Below are 16,312 nucleotides of genomic sequence, written 5' to 3' on the forward strand. Positions count from 1 at the left end.
ATGCCGGGAGAGACGACATGGAAAAGGCTTTCGAGGAAATGCGCAAATTCTCGCGTGACATGCACGCCTACGAGATCGAACGGGCCGCCTTCCGTCAGGCGGGGCAGGCGCCGGACTTGCCGGATGGCCCGCTGATCCCGCTGCGGCTGCTGGTGCCGATGCTGCTGGCGTGGACATTGGGCGTGGGCGGGATCCTGTGTTTCCTGCCCTGAAGGGAGGGAGGATCGGGCGGCCGGGCGCCGCCCGATTGTCTCAGGCGACGCGGTGCAGCGCCTGGATCACGCCGAGCGCGATCCAGATGCCGACGAGCACGGCGCCGCGGACGATCCAGAGGGCTTTGATGGACGGTTTCATGGGGAGGCTGCCAGTAGGCGTTGGCGGGGCGGCGCGGCCGAAGGACGCGCCCGGGAGGGATCCGAAAATTATAGGAACCGGCCCCCGCGCGGGCGAGCCGCCATTGGGATGGCGGACCTATACCTTGGTATATGCCGGCTTTCCGAAAGTGCGCCACGGCCCGCGCCTGTCTCTACAATGGCAGCTCGCGGCGCGGGGCCATCGGGGCCCGGCGCCGGCGTCCATTCAACGGGGTGGCAGCGCCATGTTCCTCAAGCAGGCCAGGTATCTGAAGCAGCGTCCCCGCGCGGGCGTTGCGCTGCTGGTGGCGCTGATGGCGATAGTGTTCCTGGCGGACACCTTCACCCGCCTGGAAATCGCCGTGGCCGTGTTCTACGTGGCGGTGATCCTGGCGGCGCTGAGCTTTCTGCCGAGACAGGGCGTCACCCTTGTCGCGGTGGCGTGCGCGGCGCTGACGCTGCTCAGCCTGTACCTCACGCCAAATGGCGGCGCACTGCGCGAACTCGGGCTGATCAACGCGCTCATCAGCATTGCCGCCATTGGCGTGACTACCTACCTGGCGCTCAAGCGGGCGGCGGCCGAGGACGCGGCATTCGAGGCGCGCACGCAACTGGCGCGCATGGCGCGCATTCACAGCCTGGGCGAGCTGACCGCGTCCATTGCCCACGAGATCAACCAGCCGCTGGCGGCCATCGCCACCAGCGGCAGCGCCTGCCAGCGCTGGCTGGAGCACGATCCGCCCAACATCGAAAGAGCCTTGCGCGCGCTGCAGCGCATGACCGGCGACGTGCATCGCGCCAGCGAAGTGGTGGCGCGCATCCGCCGCGACGCGCGCAATGCCGCGCCGCAACGCGAGCGGCTGGACCTGGCCGACGTCATCGGCGAGGTGCTGGAGCTGGCCGGCGGCGAGCTGGCGCGCAACGAAGTGGTGGTGTCCACCCGCATCCAGGAGCGCGTGCCGGCGGTGCTGGGCGATCGCGTCCAGCTTGGGCAGGTGCTGGTCAACCTGGTGCTCAACGCCATCGAGGCCATGCAGCAGACCCCGGCGGGCGCCCGCCAGTTGACGCTACGCCTGTCGTGCCAGGAGGCGGGGCAGGTGCAGTGTTCGCTGACGGACTCCGGCCCGGGCCTGACGCCGCAGGCGCGCGAACGCCTGTTCGACACCTTCTGGAGCACCAAGCCCGAAGGCACCGGCCTGGGGCTGACCATCAGTCGCGGCATCATCGAAAGCCATGGCGGCCGGTTGTGGGCCGAACCCGCCGCGCGCGAGGGCGCGGTGTTCTGTTTCATGCTGCCAGCGGCGGCCGAGGATGAATCTTCATGATCGCAAGCACGCGGCCCGAGCCCGCCACCATCCACATCGTCGATGACGACGCCTCGCTGCGCGAGTCGCTGGAGGACCTGATGCATTCGGTCGGACTGCCCGTGCGCGGCTATGGGTCGGCACGGGAGTTCCTGGACGCCGATCCGGGCACCGGCCCAGCCTGCCTGGTGCTGGACGTGCGCCTGCCGGGGCAGAGCGGCATGGACCTGCTGCGCAGCCTGCAGCAGGCGCGGCGGCGCATGCCCGTGGTGATGATCACCGGCCACGGCGACATTCCCATGTCGGTCGCGGCGATGAAGCTGGGCGCGGTGGATTTCCTGACCAAGCCGTTTCGCGACCAGGACCTGCTGGACACCATCCACGCGGCGGTCGAGAAGGATCGCGCGCAACTGGCAAGCGCATCGGGTTCTGATGAGGTCCAGGCCCGCTGGGACACTTTGACCGAGGGCGAGAAGGCGGTGATGGAGCGGGTGGTGCGAGGCATGCTGAACAAGCAGATCGCGGCCGAACTCAATGTCAGCGAGATCACGGTCAAGGTGCGGCGCGGGCGCGTCATGCGCAAGATGCAGGTGCGCACGCTGGCGGACCTGGTACGCGCGGGCGGGCAACTGGGCGGTTAGCGCTCATTGGGCTGGCGCTCGTCGAGGCGCAATGCCTGGAGACGAAGGGCTCGCCCCGTCATCGGCAGGCGCCATGCGCCGCGAGCGGGCGGCCGGCCCGCTTCAGTCCGGCTTGCCCGGCGGCTGGGCCGCGGCGCGCCACAGGTCGAGGAAGTGGCGCTTTTTGAGCGGATCCAGGTACACCAGCAAGCCCACGCCCAGCGCCACCGGCCGCACGCCCGCCGCCGGCACCACCGAGGCGCCGACCGGCCGCATGCCGGACTGGCGCGCGAGCATGTCCTGGCCGCGCGGCGACAGCAGGTAGTCGAGAAAGCGCGCGCCCAGGTCGGCGCGCGGCGCCTGCCGTGGAATGATGGCCGAGCGCGACAGCATCAGGGTGTAGTCCTGCGGGTAGATGATGGCCAGCGGCGCGCCCTGGTCGATGCGGTGGCGGGTATAGGATTCCAGCAGGTTGTAGGCCAGCGTGATCTCGCCGCGTTCGAGCTTGTCGAGCGCGTGCTCGGTCGATTCGTGCACGCTGACGCCGTTGCGGCCGAAGGCGGCCAGCAGCGCGCCGGCCAGGCTGTCCAGGCGCGCGTCCTGGGTGGCGGCCAGGTAGCCGATGCCGCTGCCTTCGACGTCGTAGGTCGAGATCCGGCCGGCCAGCGGCTGGTCGGGCGCCTGCAGCAGCGCCAGCAGCTCGCGGCGGGTGCGGGGCGCACGCGCGGCGTCGAGCGTGCGGGTGTCGTAGACCATCACGATGGGGTCGGTGCCGATACTGAAGACCTCGTCGCGCCAATTGGCCCAGGCGGGCAGGGCGCGGGTGTCCGGCGACACGTGCGGCTGCGCATGGCCGTCGTTGACCAGCTTGGTCTGCAGGTCCATGGCGCTGCTGATGACCAGGTCGGGGCCGGCCTTCTCGCCCGGCGCCTGCGCGGCGCGGGCGGCCACTTCGGCATACAGCGCCTGGGTCGACAGTTCCGTGTATTCCAGGCGCACGCCAGGATTGAGCTGGCTGAAGTCCTCCAGCACGCCGCGAAACACCCTCACGCTGTTGGAGGCGTGCAGCACCAGCACGTGCTTGCTGTCGGCCGGACCCAGCGTCAGGCCGTCGGCGCTGGTCTCGGCGGCGGGGCTGGCGCTGGCCAGGAGCAGGGCGGCGCCGGCCGCGGCCAGGCGCGCGAGCAGGGGAAATCTAGGCGTCATGAACGTTGGCGGGCAGGTAGACGACGGCTTCGAGGCCGCCGCCGGGGCGATTGCTGAGACTGAGCCGGCCCTGGTGGATATCGACCACGCGCTTGACGATGGACAGTCCCAGGCCGGCGCCGGGCGTGCGTGGATTGGGGCCGCGCGAGAAACGCTCGAAGGCGCTTTGCGCCAGCGCGGGCGGGATGCCGGGCCCCTGGTCGGCCACGGTGATGCGCCAGCCGGCGTCGTCGCGTTCGAGCCGCACGTCGATGTGGCCGTCCGCCGAGGCGCCATGGCGCAGGGCGTTGTCGACCAGGTTCTTGAAGGCCTCGCGCAGCATCAGGCTGTCGCCCGCGATGCAAGGCGGCGCGTTCTCCTGCGCGGCGGGCAGGCGCAGCCGCACGTCGGGCTGCGGGTCGGCCTGCGGCACGGTGTCGTAGACGGCCTGCGAAAGCAGCTCGGCCAGGTCCACGGGACCGAACTTGCGCACGTTGCTGCGGTGGATGACGCTGGCGTCGCTGAGCAACTGGTTCACCAGCCGCGACAGCTTTTCGGCGTTGCGCAGCACCGCCAGCAGGCTGCGGCGCTGTTCGGCCGGGTCTTCCTCGTCCAGCGCCACTTCCATCTGCGCGTGCAGCGCGGCCAGCGGCGTGCGCAACTGGTGCGCGGCCTCGGCGATGAACAGGCGCAGGGTGTCGAGGTTCTCGGACAGCCGCGCCATGAAGCCGTCGAGCGAATGCACCAGCTCGTCCAGTTCCTCGGGCACCGGCGCGGCGATCGGATGCAGGTCGGCGGCGCTGCGCGCGGCCAGCTCGCGTTCGATGCGCTGGATCGGCGACAGCGAGCGCCGCAGGCCCCAGTAGGCCAGCGCCAGCGCCGCGGCGGTAAAGCCGATCAGCGCCAGCGTGCCCTGCCACAGGATGCGCTCGGCCAGCGCATTGCGCGCCTCGCGCGTCTGCGCCACCTGGATCAGCGCGGTCTCGGTGGCGCGCGGACCGGCGATCTTGCGCTCCATCCACGCCACCCGCACGGCCTGGCCCTGGTAGTCGGCGGTGAACAGTTGCGGCGCGGCGCCGGCGTCGGCGCCGTGAGCGGGTGGAGCGGACAGGTCGGCGTAGCCGGAGATCAGCGCGCCGTCGGCCGCCGCCACGCGATAGAACACGCGGTCGCGCGGCGCCTGCTCCAGCAGCGCCAGGGCGGCGTAGGGCATGTCCATCTGCCACTCGCCCTGCACCAGTTGCAGGCTGTCGGCCATCGACAGCGCCGAGGCGCGCAGCAGTTGGTCATAGGTGGTGTCGGCGTTCTGCTGCGCATAGCCGCGCACCAGCAGGTAGAGCGCGCCCAGTCCCACGACGAACAGTCCCAGCAGCATCGCCAGCAGGCGCCGGCGTACGGAAATACGGCGGGACTGCACCGTTTCAGTCCCTTGGCGCCGCGGTGGCGTCGGCATCCCCGGCCGCCGTCAGCAGATAACCCGTGCCGCGTTGCGTCTCGATGCGCAGCGGCGAGCCTTCCAGCTTCTTGCGCAGCCGCGCGATGTAGACCTCGATGGCATTGGGCGCCGCGTCGTCATCGAACGCGAACAGCTTGTTGGCGATCTCGGCCTTGCTGACCGCGCGGTTCATACCGGCCAACAGAATCTCGAGCAGGCTGTACTCGCGCTTGGGCAGATCGATGCGCTGCCCCGCCAGGCTGACCTGCCGCGCCGCGCTGTCGATCACCAGTTCGCCAAACCGCAGCACCCCCGCCGCCTGCACGCTGGGCCGCCGCAGCAGGGCCCGGCAGCGCGCCTCCAGCTCGCGAAAGTCGAACGGCTTGGCCAGGTAATCATCGGCCCCCGTATCCAGCGCATGCACCCGATCCTCGATATCGATGCGCGCCGTCAACGCCAGCACCGGCGTCTTGCTGCCCCGATCCCGCAGCCGATGCAGGATCTCGAACCCCGACATGCGCGGCAATCCGATATCCAGGATCACCAGGTCAAAGGTCTCGTACTGCAACACCCCATCCGCGTTCAACCCATCATTCTGGCAATCAACGGCATGCCCAAGACGACGCAGCCGACGCACAAGCGCGTCGGCCAGGTCCTCATCATCTTCGATCACCAGAATCCGCATGCGCGAGATTGTCGCATAGCGTCCCACGCCACCCTCACCACGCATCCGTCCCCCTGTAACCCCCTGTTAAGGCTGGCATTTCCCTCCACCCACGCGCAGCGGACACCTCACGCCATCCCCCACCGCGTAAGCCGTTTGGGCCGCCCGCGCGGCCCAAAAAGGCGGGCCCCGCAAACCGCTCCCATGCCGCCGAGGTTCAGCAAAGCACCAAACCAAGATTCCGGTAGTCCGGGGCGGGCGGGTGTCGCGGGGCGCGCCGTCAGATGCGCCCGACGGAATCCGAAGGAGTCGCCGTAGGCGAGGACGAGGATGAGGAAGGGGCAGTCCGGAGCGAACGCTCCGGACCGCAATCGCAGGCGCGCCCCGCGACACCCGCCCGCCCCGGACGGCCTACATCTCCTTTGTCACCCACTCCCCACCCGACCCCGGCCCCCCCAAAAACGACAGGTTCCAGACAGCTTTTCTTCCTAGTCTTCCGCCCCAGCGCCCCACCGGCGTGCAAATAACAACGAGCCCGGAGATACCCCCTCATGCTTTTGACCCTGCTTGGCTTCGGCATGGTGATCACGTTCATGACGCTGATCATGACCAAGCGCCTCTCGCCCCTGGTGGCGCTCATCCTCGTCCCCATCCTCTTCGCCCTGCTCGGCGGCTTCGGCGCCGGCATCGACAAGATGATGCTCGATGGCATCCGCAAGATCGCGCCCACCGGCGTCATGCTGATGTTCGCCATCCTCTACTTCGGCGTGATGATCGACGCCGGCCTGTTCGACCCCATCGTCGGCCGCATCCTGCGCGCGGTGAAGGGCGATCCGCTCAAGATCGTGGTCGGCACCACCGTGCTGGCGCTGGTCATCTCGCTGGACGGCGACGGCTCCACCACCTACATGATCGTGGTGGCCTCGATGCTGCCGCTGTACCGCCGCCTGAAGATGAACGCGCTGTCCATGACCTGTCTGGCGATGCTGGCCAGCGGCGTCATGAACCTGACGCCATGGGGCGGGCCGACCGCGCGCGCCGCCAGCGCGCTGCACGTGGACGCCGGCGACATCTTCGTGCCGCTGGTGCCGGTGATGGGCGTGGCCATCGTCGCGATCCTGTTGCTGGCCTTCTTCCTGGGCCTGCGCGAACGCCGCCGCCTGGGGGTGCTGTCGCTGCCCGACGGCGCCTCGCTGCACGCCGGCTACGACGAGGACGGCCCCAAGAACCTGCCCGAGATCGAGGTCGACCACGACCTGCGCCGTCCCAAGCTGCTGTGGGTCAACGCCGGCCTGACGCTGGCGCTGATGGTGAGCCTGGTGATGGGCGTGCTGCCGCTGCCGGTGCTCTTCATGATCGCCTTCGCGATCGCGCTGATCATCAACTACCCGAACCTGGCCGAGCAGCGCCGCCGCGTGGCGCAGCATGCCGGCAACGTGCTGTCGGTGGTGTCGCTGATCTTCGCGGCGGGCATCTTCACCGGCATCCTGTCGGGCACGGGCATGGTGGAAGCCATGTCGCGCAGCCTGCTGGCGGTGATCCCCGATGCGCTCGGACCGTACCTGGCCGGCATCACCGCGCTGGTCAGCCTGCCGTTCACCTTCTTCATGTCGAACGACGCTTTTTATTTCGGTGTGCTGCCGATCCTGAGCGAAGCCGCGCAAGGCTATGGCATCACGCCGGTGGAAATGGCGCGCGCCTCGCTGATCGGCCAGCCGGTGCATCTGCTCAGCCCGCTGGTGCCGTCGACCTACCTGCTGGTGGGCCTGGCGGGCGTCGAGTTTGGCGACCACCAGCGCTATTCGCTCAAGTGGGCCACGATGGTCTGCCTGGTGATGCTGGCGGCCGCGCTGGCGTTCGGCCTGTTCCCCCTGGTCGGCTCCGTCGCCTGACGGCCGCGCTTTTCCACGTTTCTTGAAAGGAGCACGTTCATGGCTTTGCGCATTGCTTACGTCACCAGCGGGATGGGCCACACGGGCACCGCGATCTGCCAGGCGCTGCACCGCGCCGGTCACCGCGTCATCGCCGGCTGCGGGCCGCGCTCGTCGCGCAAGGATCACTGGCTGAAGGAACAGAAGTCGCTGGGCTACGACTTCATCGCCTCGGAAGGCGACGCCACCGACTGGGCTTCGACCGAGGCGGCCTTCGCCAAGGTGCGGCGCGAGGTCGGGGAGATCGACGTGCTGGTCAACAACGCCGGCGCCATGCTCGACATGCGCTTTCGCCAGATGAGCCACGCCGACTGGTCGGCCGTGCTGCGCAGCAACCTGGACACGCTGTTCAACAGCACCAAGCAGGTGGTCGACGGTATGGCCGAGCGCGGCTGGGGCCGCATCATCAACATCGGCTCGGTCGCCGCCGAGAAGGGCCAGATCGGCCAGATCAACTACGCCACCGCGAAGGGCGCCGTCATCGGCTTCACCCGCTCGCTGGCGCAGGAAGTGGCGGCGCGCGGCGTCACCGTCAACCTGGTGTCGCCGGGCTTCATCGCCGACGACACCGTCAAGGCCTTCCCGCCGGCGCTGCTGGACCGCATCATCGAAAGCGTGCCGGTGGGCCGCCTGGGCACCGCCAAGGACCTGGCCGGGCTGTGCGCCTGGCTGGCTTCTGACGAGGCGGCGTTCGTGACGGGCGCGAACTATGCGATCAATGGCGGCGTGTATATGAGTTGAGGGGGCTTGGCGAGTTTGCTGTCGGTGGCGTCGTCCGGACCTAAGGCAATCGGTGATCACTGTGGGGAATGGCCCGCCTGAAGGGCCATTCCTTTTCCCGAGCTACACGTCGAGCTGGTCGAACTGGATGCCGAGGGCTGCCGCGATGCGCTCACGCGTGCTCTTTCGAGGATTGGCATCGGGGGCTTCCATCGCCGCGTAGCTGGGTTGACGTATGCCCAGCCGGGTGGCCATGTCGATCTGGGTGATCTCCAGGTACTCGCGCCACGCGCGTACGATGCTCCAGCCATTTCCGCTCATCAACGCAACGACCTCATGGGGAATCGAGCCATCCGCGGGCACCCGCGCAGGGCGCCGGGTCTGGCGCGATTTCTTGCCGGTCAACGCCAGGTATTCCGCGTAGGGAAGGACGACGAACGCAGGCTTGCCGTCGGACTCGAGAATAGTGGGGTGCAGGCGCATGGAGGTTCCACGGTTGGTATCAATAGGTATTGTCGTCGCGTCGCTTCACTTCCTGAACGTCAATGATGCGAACGGCGGTTGCGACATCAAACAGGACGCGGTACGCGCCGATCCGCAGACGGAAGCCATATTGGTGTTGGCTGAGTGCCTTGATGTTGTGCATGGCCGGGAAGGCTTCCAGTTTGGCGACTTCTCCAAGGATGCGTCGTTGATCGCTGACGGGGAGTTTCAACAATTGCCTGACGGCCTTCTTTGCCCAGTTGATGACGTACACAATGCGGAGCCTGGCCAGTATATAGCTTAATCTATATAGGTTTACGCCCTGCCAAAGCAAAAGAAGCAAGAACCTGAGACTTTCTAAGGTTCCTGCCCACACGTATCAAGCTTGTTGCGTGTTTCTAGGACAATCGACTGATTCTTCGCCGAGCGTCTGCGGCGCGAGAATGTCCACGGCGGCGCTCACCCCCGATTGACCGACACCCCGCCATCCACCAGCAATGCCGTGCCGGTGGTGAAGCTGGACGCGTCCGAGGCCAGGTACAGGGCCGAGCGCGCGATCTCGGCCGGCGTGGCCAGGCGCTTGAGCGCGTGCAGGCCTTCGATGTAGCGGCGCGCCTCGGGCGAGTCCATCGAGGCGCGGCCCATCGATGTGTCGGTGCCACCGGGCAGCAGGGCGTTGGCGCGGATGCCCTGGGCGCCGTATTCCACGGCGATGGCCTGGACCAGGCCGATCAGGCCGGCCTTGCTGGCGGCATAGGCGCCCATGCCCGGAAATCCCGCGGTATGGCCGACGAACGTGGACGTGAAGACCAGCGAGCCGCCGCCGCGCCGCAACAAGGCCGGGATCTGGTGGCGCGCGCCGAGGAAGGCGCTGCCCAGGTTGGTGTCCAGGATGGTGCGCCACTGCGCCGGCGTAACCTGGTGCAGCGGCATGGCGTCGCCGGTCATGCCGGCATTGTTGAAGGCGATGTCCAGGCCGCCGTAGTGGGATTCGGCGGCGGCGACGGCCGCTTCGGCCACCGCCTCGTCGCGCACGTCGCCGGCCAGCGCCACGGCGCGGCCGCCGTCGGCCTCGAGCAGCGCGGCCAGTTCCTCCAGTTCGGTGCGGCGCCGCGCCACCAGCACCAGGCTGGCGCCCTCGCGGGCGAACAGCTTTGCCGCTTCGTAGCCGATGCCCGAGCTGGCGCCGGTGATGATGGCGACTTTGCCGGTCAGTTGTTGCATGGTGAATCCTTGTAGATAAGTAACCTGGCGACGATAGGCAAGCCGCGGCGCGTCGGCTATCCGGATCTTGCGATGGGCCCGGGCGCGGCAATTGCTGACATCGTCCCGACGTCCGCGCATGCCTGCGCGTGGCGCTGTGCAGAAGGACTGAACGCCATGGAATCGATCTGGGTGATCGGCGATGTGCATGGTTGTCGCGACTCCCTGGATGCCTTGCTGGCACGTCCCGAGATCGCCGATGACCCGCGTTGCCGGTTCTGGTTCGTGGGTGACCTGGTCAACCGCGGGCCGGCCTCGGCCGCGACGTTACGACGGGTCAAGGCGCTGGGCGAACGCGCCTCCGTCGTGCTGGGCAATCATGACCTGCGGGCATTGGCGGTCGCTGCGGGCTGCCTGCGGCCGGGCCGCCGCGATACGCTGGACGAGTTGCTGCGAGCGCGTGACGCCACGTCGCTATTGGACTGGCTGCGCCGGCAGCCGTTGCTGCACGCTGAAGCCGGCCACCTGCTGGTGCACGCGGGCGTCTACGCACACTGGGATCCCGCCACGGCGATGGCGCGCGCGCGTGAGGTCGAGGCGTTGCTGCGCCACCCGCGATGGCGCCAGCACCTGCCGCGGATCCGTGGGCCGTCGACGCTGTCCTGGCGCGACACAATGTCGGGCGCGGATAGGCTGAGGTTCATTGTCCGGGCGTTTACCCAGATGCGGCTCTGCCGCCCCGACGGCACATTGGCGCCGCACGCCAAGGCCGCGCCGGGACGCTGGCCATCCGGCGTGCTGCCCTGGTTCGACGTCCCGGGGCGGCGGGCGGGCGCAGCTCCCGTCCTTTTCGGACACTGGGCAACGCTGGGACTGCTGGTGCGGTCGGACGTGGTGTGCCTGGACACCGGGTGCGTATCGGGCGGCGTATTGACAGCCCTGCGCCTGGCTGACCGCAAGTTGCTTCAGGTGGGGCGCGAGGCGTTGCGGCCCGTGCCAGCCCGAGCGTGATCGGCGCAGCGATTCAGATAGTCCAGCAACTCGGCGGGATCGGCAGGCTTGGTGAAATAGCGGTCGAAGCCGGCGATGCGCCCGCGTTCGAGGTCTTGCGGGCCGCCGTAGCCGCTGAGCGCGGCGATCACCAGGCCCGCGGCCCAGGGTTCGCGCCGCAGCCGTTGGCAGAGGGTGTAGCCGTCCAGTTCCGGCATGCTGATGTCGAGCAAAACGATATCCGGCCGGTGCGCCTGCGCCAGGGCGAGGGCCGTGCGTCCTTCGAACGCGGTATGGACCTGGTGGTGGTCGAGCCTGAGGATTTCCGCCAGGGTTTCGACGGCGTCCTGGTTGTCGTCTGCGAGCAGGATGGTCAAAGGCCGCGGGGGTGTCGGCGGGCCATTTTGTCCGGTCGCGGGCTGCGGGTTGTGCGATAGGGTGCCGGCCGTATCCTGTCTGGGCGTGCGGATTGTCACGGATGGAGTCCTCCTCAACCTGTTTGCTGGCAGCTTAGTTGCTGTGGTCGGACGGATGCTTCACTTTTGTTTCACTAAATTTCATCCTATGCCGTCATTCCGGGGGACGGTGAGAGGCCCGCAAACCAGTGCGTTTGTACCCGCCCGCGGCAGAACGCGGCGTCACTCACGGATGTTTGGGCGCGCCGACCCCGGCAGGGTAATGGACACTTACATTTTCGGCGCCGCCAGGTGTTCGGGTGCTTGCGCCGCGACGCGGCTCGCAATCGGGCACGGCATTTGCTAAACGCTGCCACGGCTCCCGCTCCGGCGAGCCGCCCGACTGAGGTTCATACCATGCTTCCCATACGCAAAGCGGTTTTCCCCGTTGCTGGCCTCGGCACGCGCTTTCTGCCCGCGACCAAGGCCATGCCCAAAGAAATGCTGCCCATCGTCGACCGGCCGCTCATCCAGTATGCCGTCGAGGAGGCGGTGGCCGCCGGCATTACGGAGCTGATCTTCGTGACTGGCCGCAACAAGCGCGCCATCGAAGATCATTTCGACCGCGTGCCGGAACTGGAGCGCGACCTTGAACAGAAGAACAAGGCCGTGCTGCTTGATAGCGTGCGCAATGTCATTCCGGAGACCGTGAAGTGCGTCTATACCCGCCAGCCCGCCGCCCTGGGGCTGGGCCACGCCGTGCTGTGCGCCGCCTCGATCGTGGGCAATGAGCCGTTCGCGGTATTGCTGGCGGACGACATGATCGACGCGGAAACGCCCGTCATCGGCGAGATGATGAAGGTGGCGCGGGAGTTCGACGGCAGCGTGATCGCGGTGCAGAAGGTGCCGCCTGCCAACACCGATCAGTATGGGATCGTCTCCGGCACGCAGGCCTCGTACGGAGTGCTGCGCCTGACCGGCATCGTGGAGAAGCCGCGCCCCGAGGACGCGCCGACCGATCTGGGCGTGGTGGGACGCTACATCCTCGATCCCGCCATCTTCCCGGCGCTGCAGGCGACCCAGCCGGGAGTCGGCGGCGAGATCCAACTGACCGACGCCATCTCGGCCCTGCTCGATGGGGGCCGCGTGTTCGGCTACCAGTACGACGGTCAACGCTACGACTGCGGCAGCAAGGAAGGCTTCTACCGCGCCACCATGGAGATGGGCCGGAAGTATCACGGCCTGGGGTGAGCGGCCGGGGCGTGGGCTTGTGGCTCCGTTTTCTACCCCGAAGAGGATCGCGCCGCCTGCAGGGCGGCACGCGGACTCATGCACGCCGGCTCCCTGTCCCGCCGTGGCGGCGAGGGATGCGCGGCGCGCGGGCCCGGAGGTTTCAGCGGTCCTGTGGCGGGATGCCGCGCAGCGCCTGCCGCAGCGCGGCGTGAGCGGCCAGGTCGGCCGGCCGGTGTTTGCGCTCGGCCGCCGCCGGATACCTGCCCAGGAAATTGCCATTGCGCCGGTCCGTGGCCGGCCGCACCGGCCGTGGCGCGAAGCCGCCGCCGCAATTCGGGCAGACGTTGCCCAGCACCTCGTCGGCACAGCGCGCGCAGAAGGTGCATTCAAAGCTGCAGATGCGGGCCTCGGTCGAGGCCGGCGGCAGGTCGACGTCGCAGTGTTCACAACTAGGGCGCAATTCGAGCATGAAAGTCTCCTCCGGGCGGACTAGTGGCCAGCATACGCGGACAGCGGGTGGGCGCCCACGCCGCCTCCGGACAGGTAACGGGCGGAAACGGCCATGTCCGGGAGGCGTCTGCTGCCCGGCGGGCGCCTGTACACTCGGGCATCTCCACTTTGCGGAATCCGCCATGGCAGGCAGCAGCTTCTTCGCACTGTTCGACGACATCGCCACCATCCTGGACGACGTCTCCGTCATGACCAAGGTGGCGGCCAAGAAAACCGCCGGGGTGCTGGGCGACGACCTGGCGCTGAATGCGCAGCAGGTCTCGGGCGTGCCGGTCAATCGCGAACTGCCGGTGGTGTGGGCGGTGGCCAAGGGCTCGCTCATCAACAAGCTCATCCTGGTGCCGTCGGCGCTGGTGATCAGCGCCTTCGCGCCCTGGGCCGTGACGCCGCTGCTGATGGCCGGCGGCCTGTTCCTGTGTTTCGAGGGTGTCGAGAAGCTGGCCCACAAGTTCCTGCCGCACGGCGACTCCGCCGAGGGCAACCATGCCGCCCGCGCCGAGGCGCTGCAGAACGCGACGGTGGACATGGTGGCGTTCGAGCGCGACAAGATCAAGGGCGCGGTGCGCACCGACTTCATCCTGTCGGCGGAGATCATCGCCATCACCCTGGGGGCGGTGGCCGGCGCCGATCTGCTGCGTCAGACGGTGGTGCTGGCCGGCATCGCCCTGGTCATGACGGTGGGGGTCTACGGCCTGGTGGCAGGCATCGTCAAGCTCGACGACCTGGGCCTGTACCTGAGCGCCCGCCGCGCCGCGCTGGCCGCCTGGTTCGGCAAGCGCATCGTGGCGGCCGCGCCCTACCTGATGAAGACCTTGTCGGTGGTGGGCACCGCCGCCATGTTCATGGTCGGCGGCGGCATCCTGACGCACGGCATCGCGCCGCTGGGCGCGGCCATCGAACACGTCGCGGCGGCCAGCGGCGGCGGCCTGCTGCCGCCCTTGGTGTCGACCCTGCTCAGCGCTTTGTTCGGCATCGTTGCCGGGGCGGTGACGCTGGGCGTGGTCGCTGGCGTCAAGCGCCTGCTGGGCAAATAGCGGCGCCGTGGTCCCGCGTTGAAGGCGCGCGGGCAGCCCGCCGTGCCGCCGCCGCATGCGCCGGCGCCCGATCAATACGCCAGCGACGCCTGCAGGTACACCGTGCGCGGCATGCCCACGTACTTGCCCGCGTTGTTGTCGGTGGAGCGCGTGAAGTAGCGCTTGTCGAACAGGTTCTTCACCCCCAGCGCGAGGTTCAGGTTGTGCATCTGCTTGCCGAAGTCGTAGGCGGCGCGAACGTGCACCGTGCCGTAGCCCGGAATGTCGCCGTAGGCGCCGTTGGCGCTTTCCTCGGTCTGGTAGCGGGCGCCGGGGTCGGGCGCGCCGGGCGACCGCTGCTTGGACTGCAGGAAGGTGTCGACGTTGAAGGTCCACTGATTGCGCGTGTAGCGCGCGCCCACCGAGGCCACGTTGCGCGAATAGAAGGGCAGGTCGCGGCCCTCGAACACGCCGGCCTTGTAGGTGGCCTGGGTGTAGGTATAGGTGCCGTACAACGACAGGCCCGACAGCGCCGCCGACAGTTCGCCCAGGTCGTACGACAGCCCGGTCTCCAGCCCGCGGTGGCGGGTGGCGCCCAGGTTGGTCCAGGCGTCCGAACCGCCATTGGTGCCGCCGCGCAATTGCAGTTCGTCGTCGAAGTCGATGTTGAACAGCGTCAGCTCGCCCTTCCAGCCGCCGCTATTGAAATGCGTGCCCACTTCATAGGTGGTGGCCTTTTCCGGATGCAGGCCGTTGGTGGTCGAGGCGATCTGGAAGTACTGCAGCGGGCCGAATGACTGGCCGGCGTTGGCGAACACGCTCCATTGCTCGCTGACGTGGTAGACCACCGACAGCGACGGCAGGGGTTCTTCGGACTTGATGCTGGTATGGGTCCTGGCCGCGGGATTGGACTTGTCGTTCAGGAACGAGTCGATGAATTCATAGCGCAGGCCCGGCGTGATGGTCCAGTTGCCCACGTTGATGGTGTCATCGATGTAGACCGCATGCGCCGTGGTGCCGCCGGTGCGGTACTGGTACTGCGGATTGGGTGCGTTGGGCGCGTCGAAGCCGCTGTCCGGCACGTAGAACGCGGTGCGCGAGGCGCGTTCGTCGCTGGCTTCTTTCAGGTAACGGTAGCCCACGCTGATCTCCTGTGTCACGTCGGCGCCGCGGAACAGGCGCGAATAGCGCGGCTCGATCGCGAAGGTGTGATAGTTGCGCGGGTTGAACGTCAGGCGGCGCTTGCCGGCGTTGGCGCCGGTGCCCTCCGTCTCGATACTGCTGCCGCGGAAGCTGTCGGTGTAGTAGGTGAGCAGCTCGAACTTGTTGATGCCGTCATCGTGGTTGTAGCGGAACGAGGCGTCGGTGCGGCGGCCGGTGAAGTTGTCGTAAGGCCGGGTGGACTGGAACGGGTCCTCGGAATACTGCCGGGCGGTCAGCCCGCCCGGCATGCCGGCGCGGCCTTCATAGTGATGCAGCGCGGCCGACACGCTGTCGTCGGCGCCGATGCGATAGGTGCCCTTGAGCATCACGTCATCGATGTCCACGCGGTCGTTGCTCTCGCGAAAGCCGTTGCCGTGCGTGCCGGAATAAAGCAGTGCGCCGCCCAGGCCGCGTTCGTTGGTGCCGCCGATGAATGCGCTGGGCGAGGTCTTCACGCCGCCGTGGCTGTACATGTCGGTCTCGACCGTGGCGTCGGCGGTGAAGTCCCGCGGAATCGCGCGCGTCACGAAGTTGATGATGCCGCCCACGTTCTGCGGGCCATAGCGCACCGAGCCAGCGCCGCGCACCACGTCCACCGCCGACAGGTTGCCCAGCGACACCGGCGCCATCGACAACTGCGGCTGGCCATAGGGCGCCACCGCCAGCGGAATGCCGTCCATCAGAATGGTCGAGCGTGGCGACAGGCGCGAAGTCAGCCCGCGCACGCCCACGTTCAGCGACACATCGCTGCCGCCTGTGCCATTGCTTTCCTGCACCTGCACGCCCGGCACGCGGCGCAACACATCGCGCACGTTGGTCGCGCCGGTGTCCTGGAACGACGAACGCTCGATGATCGTGCGCGCGCCGCCATGTTCAAGCACCTTCTCTTCATTCGGGTTTTCCAGCCAGTCGCCCACGACGCTGATCGCGCCCAGGGTGTTGTCGGCGGGCGTGGCGTCTGCCGCGGTCTGCGCCTGGCTGTGGGCGGCCAGCGTCAGCATGGCCAGCGCGAGCGTCAGGCGTCGCGGGGGAAAAGGAATCGGCATTGGGAGTCCAGGAAGCGGGGGAGG

Annotated in this window: 17 protein-coding genes; 8 read left to right on the forward strand and 9 right to left on the reverse strand. The window is 68.1% G+C overall.

Going from position 1 to position 16,312, the window contains the following annotated elements:
* Positions 1 to 17 precede the first annotated feature (17 nt).
* The 3 genes from HV783_RS01930 (at position 18) to HV783_RS01940 (ending at position 2,298) form a co-directional block, all read left to right on the forward strand.
* Complete coding sequence (locus tag HV783_RS01930; protein WP_054501644.1) at positions 18 to 212, forward strand: hypothetical protein; 195 nt, start codon at positions 18 to 20, stop codon at positions 210 to 212.
* 386 nt (positions 213 to 598) lie between these two features.
* A complete protein-coding gene (locus tag HV783_RS01935) occupies positions 599 to 1,678 on the forward strand; it encodes a sensor histidine kinase (protein WP_175188606.1) in 1,080 nt (359 codons plus the stop codon).
* The gene (locus tag HV783_RS01940) at positions 1,675 to 2,298 is read left to right on the forward strand and encodes a response regulator transcription factor (RefSeq protein WP_054501642.1); all 624 of its coding nucleotides are present in this window, start codon (positions 1,675 to 1,677) and stop codon (positions 2,296 to 2,298) included. Before HV783_RS01935 ends, HV783_RS01940 begins: the two co-directional genes overlap by 4 nt.
* Positions 2,299 to 2,400: 102 nt before the next feature.
* Here HV783_RS01940 and HV783_RS01945 read toward each other — a convergent pair whose 3' ends face one another.
* Genes HV783_RS01945 through HV783_RS01955 form a run of 3 tightly spaced genes read right to left on the reverse strand, consistent with a single transcriptional unit; the run spans position 2,401 to position 5,582 of the window.
* Positions 2,401 to 3,483, reverse strand: a complete 1,083-nt coding sequence (locus HV783_RS01945) for an ABC transporter substrate-binding protein (RefSeq protein WP_064522661.1) — start codon at positions 3,481 to 3,483, stop codon at positions 2,401 to 2,403.
* Entirely contained in the window at positions 3,473 to 4,879 is a 1,407-nt protein-coding gene (locus tag HV783_RS01950) for a sensor histidine kinase (RefSeq protein WP_254603819.1), read from the reverse strand. The genes HV783_RS01945 and HV783_RS01950 overlap by 11 nt, the downstream gene beginning before the upstream one ends.
* A 4-nt stretch (positions 4,880 to 4,883) precedes the next feature.
* Positions 4,884 to 5,582: a response regulator transcription factor gene (locus HV783_RS01955; protein ID WP_054501639.1), complete on the reverse strand. Its 699-nt coding sequence runs from the start codon at positions 5,580 to 5,582 to the stop codon at positions 4,884 to 4,886.
* A 530-nt stretch (positions 5,583 to 6,112) separates the two neighbouring features.
* Here HV783_RS01955 and HV783_RS01960 point away from each other — a divergent pair.
* Together HV783_RS01960 and phbB are read left to right on the forward strand one after the other, a co-directional pair.
* On the forward strand, positions 6,113 to 7,453 hold the full coding sequence (locus HV783_RS01960) for a CitMHS family transporter (protein ID WP_064523123.1): 1,341 nt from the start codon (positions 6,113 to 6,115) through the stop codon (positions 7,451 to 7,453).
* 39 nt (positions 7,454 to 7,492) lie between these two features.
* Complete coding sequence (phbB, locus tag HV783_RS01965) at positions 7,493 to 8,233, forward strand: acetoacetyl-CoA reductase (RefSeq protein WP_054417571.1); 741 nt, start codon at positions 7,493 to 7,495, stop codon at positions 8,231 to 8,233.
* A 102-nt stretch (positions 8,234 to 8,335) separates the two neighbouring features.
* On the opposite strand, the gene HV783_RS01970 is transcribed toward phbB, so the two are convergent.
* From HV783_RS01970 to HV783_RS01980, 3 genes are all read right to left on the reverse strand, one after another.
* Entirely contained in the window at positions 8,336 to 8,695 is a 360-nt protein-coding gene (locus HV783_RS01970; protein WP_054433400.1) for a helix-turn-helix domain-containing protein, read from the reverse strand.
* Between the two features lie 19 nt (positions 8,696 to 8,714).
* On the reverse strand, positions 8,715 to 8,969 hold the full coding sequence (locus HV783_RS01975; RefSeq protein WP_054501956.1) for a type II toxin-antitoxin system RelE family toxin: 255 nt from the start codon (positions 8,967 to 8,969) through the stop codon (positions 8,715 to 8,717).
* A gap of 185 nt (positions 8,970 to 9,154) precedes the next feature.
* Positions 9,155 to 9,919, reverse strand: a complete 765-nt coding sequence (locus HV783_RS01980) for an SDR family oxidoreductase (RefSeq protein WP_175188608.1) — start codon at positions 9,917 to 9,919, stop codon at positions 9,155 to 9,157.
* Between the two features lie 156 nt (positions 9,920 to 10,075).
* On the opposite strand from HV783_RS01980, the gene HV783_RS01985 reads away from it, so the two are divergent.
* Positions 10,076 to 10,909 (forward strand): symmetrical bis(5'-nucleosyl)-tetraphosphatase, encoded by an 834-nt coding sequence (locus HV783_RS01985; RefSeq protein WP_175188609.1) that lies wholly within the window; start codon positions 10,076 to 10,078, stop codon positions 10,907 to 10,909.
* Here the strand turns inward: HV783_RS01985 and HV783_RS01990 are convergent.
* Positions 10,864 to 11,265, reverse strand: a complete 402-nt coding sequence (locus tag HV783_RS01990) for a response regulator (RefSeq protein WP_054501635.1) — start codon at positions 11,263 to 11,265, stop codon at positions 10,864 to 10,866. The genes HV783_RS01985 and HV783_RS01990 overlap by 46 nt on opposite strands.
* Before the next feature lie 435 nt (positions 11,266 to 11,700).
* Here HV783_RS01990 and galU point away from each other — a divergent pair, with 435 nt between their 5' ends.
* Positions 11,701 to 12,534 carry a UTP--glucose-1-phosphate uridylyltransferase GalU gene (gene galU, locus HV783_RS01995; RefSeq protein WP_054501634.1) on the forward strand — a complete coding sequence of 278 codons (834 nt, stop codon included), beginning with the start codon at positions 11,701 to 11,703 and terminating at the stop codon, positions 12,532 to 12,534.
* 142 nt (positions 12,535 to 12,676) lie between these two features.
* Here galU and HV783_RS02000 read toward each other — a convergent pair whose 3' ends face one another.
* Positions 12,677 to 12,985 carry a DUF1272 domain-containing protein gene (locus tag HV783_RS02000; RefSeq protein ID WP_054501633.1) on the reverse strand — a complete coding sequence of 103 codons (309 nt, stop codon included), beginning with the start codon at positions 12,983 to 12,985 and terminating at the stop codon, positions 12,677 to 12,679.
* Positions 12,986 to 13,148: 163 nt separating this feature from the next.
* On the opposite strand from HV783_RS02000, the gene HV783_RS02005 reads away from it, so the two are divergent.
* Positions 13,149 to 14,060 carry a DUF808 domain-containing protein gene (locus HV783_RS02005; RefSeq protein WP_175188610.1) on the forward strand — a complete coding sequence of 304 codons (912 nt, stop codon included), beginning with the start codon at positions 13,149 to 13,151 and terminating at the stop codon, positions 14,058 to 14,060.
* Positions 14,061 to 14,131: 71 nt separating this feature from the next.
* On the opposite strand, the gene HV783_RS02010 is transcribed toward HV783_RS02005, so the two are convergent.
* Positions 14,132 to 16,288, reverse strand: a complete 2,157-nt coding sequence (locus HV783_RS02010; RefSeq protein ID WP_175188611.1) for a TonB-dependent receptor family protein — start codon at positions 16,286 to 16,288, stop codon at positions 14,132 to 14,134.
* Positions 16,289 to 16,312 lie beyond the last annotated feature (24 nt).

Origin of the sequence: Achromobacter dolens (assembly GCF_902859745.1) — a bacterium.
Taxonomy (GTDB): Bacteria; Pseudomonadota; Gammaproteobacteria; order Burkholderiales; family Burkholderiaceae_B; genus Achromobacter; species Achromobacter dolens.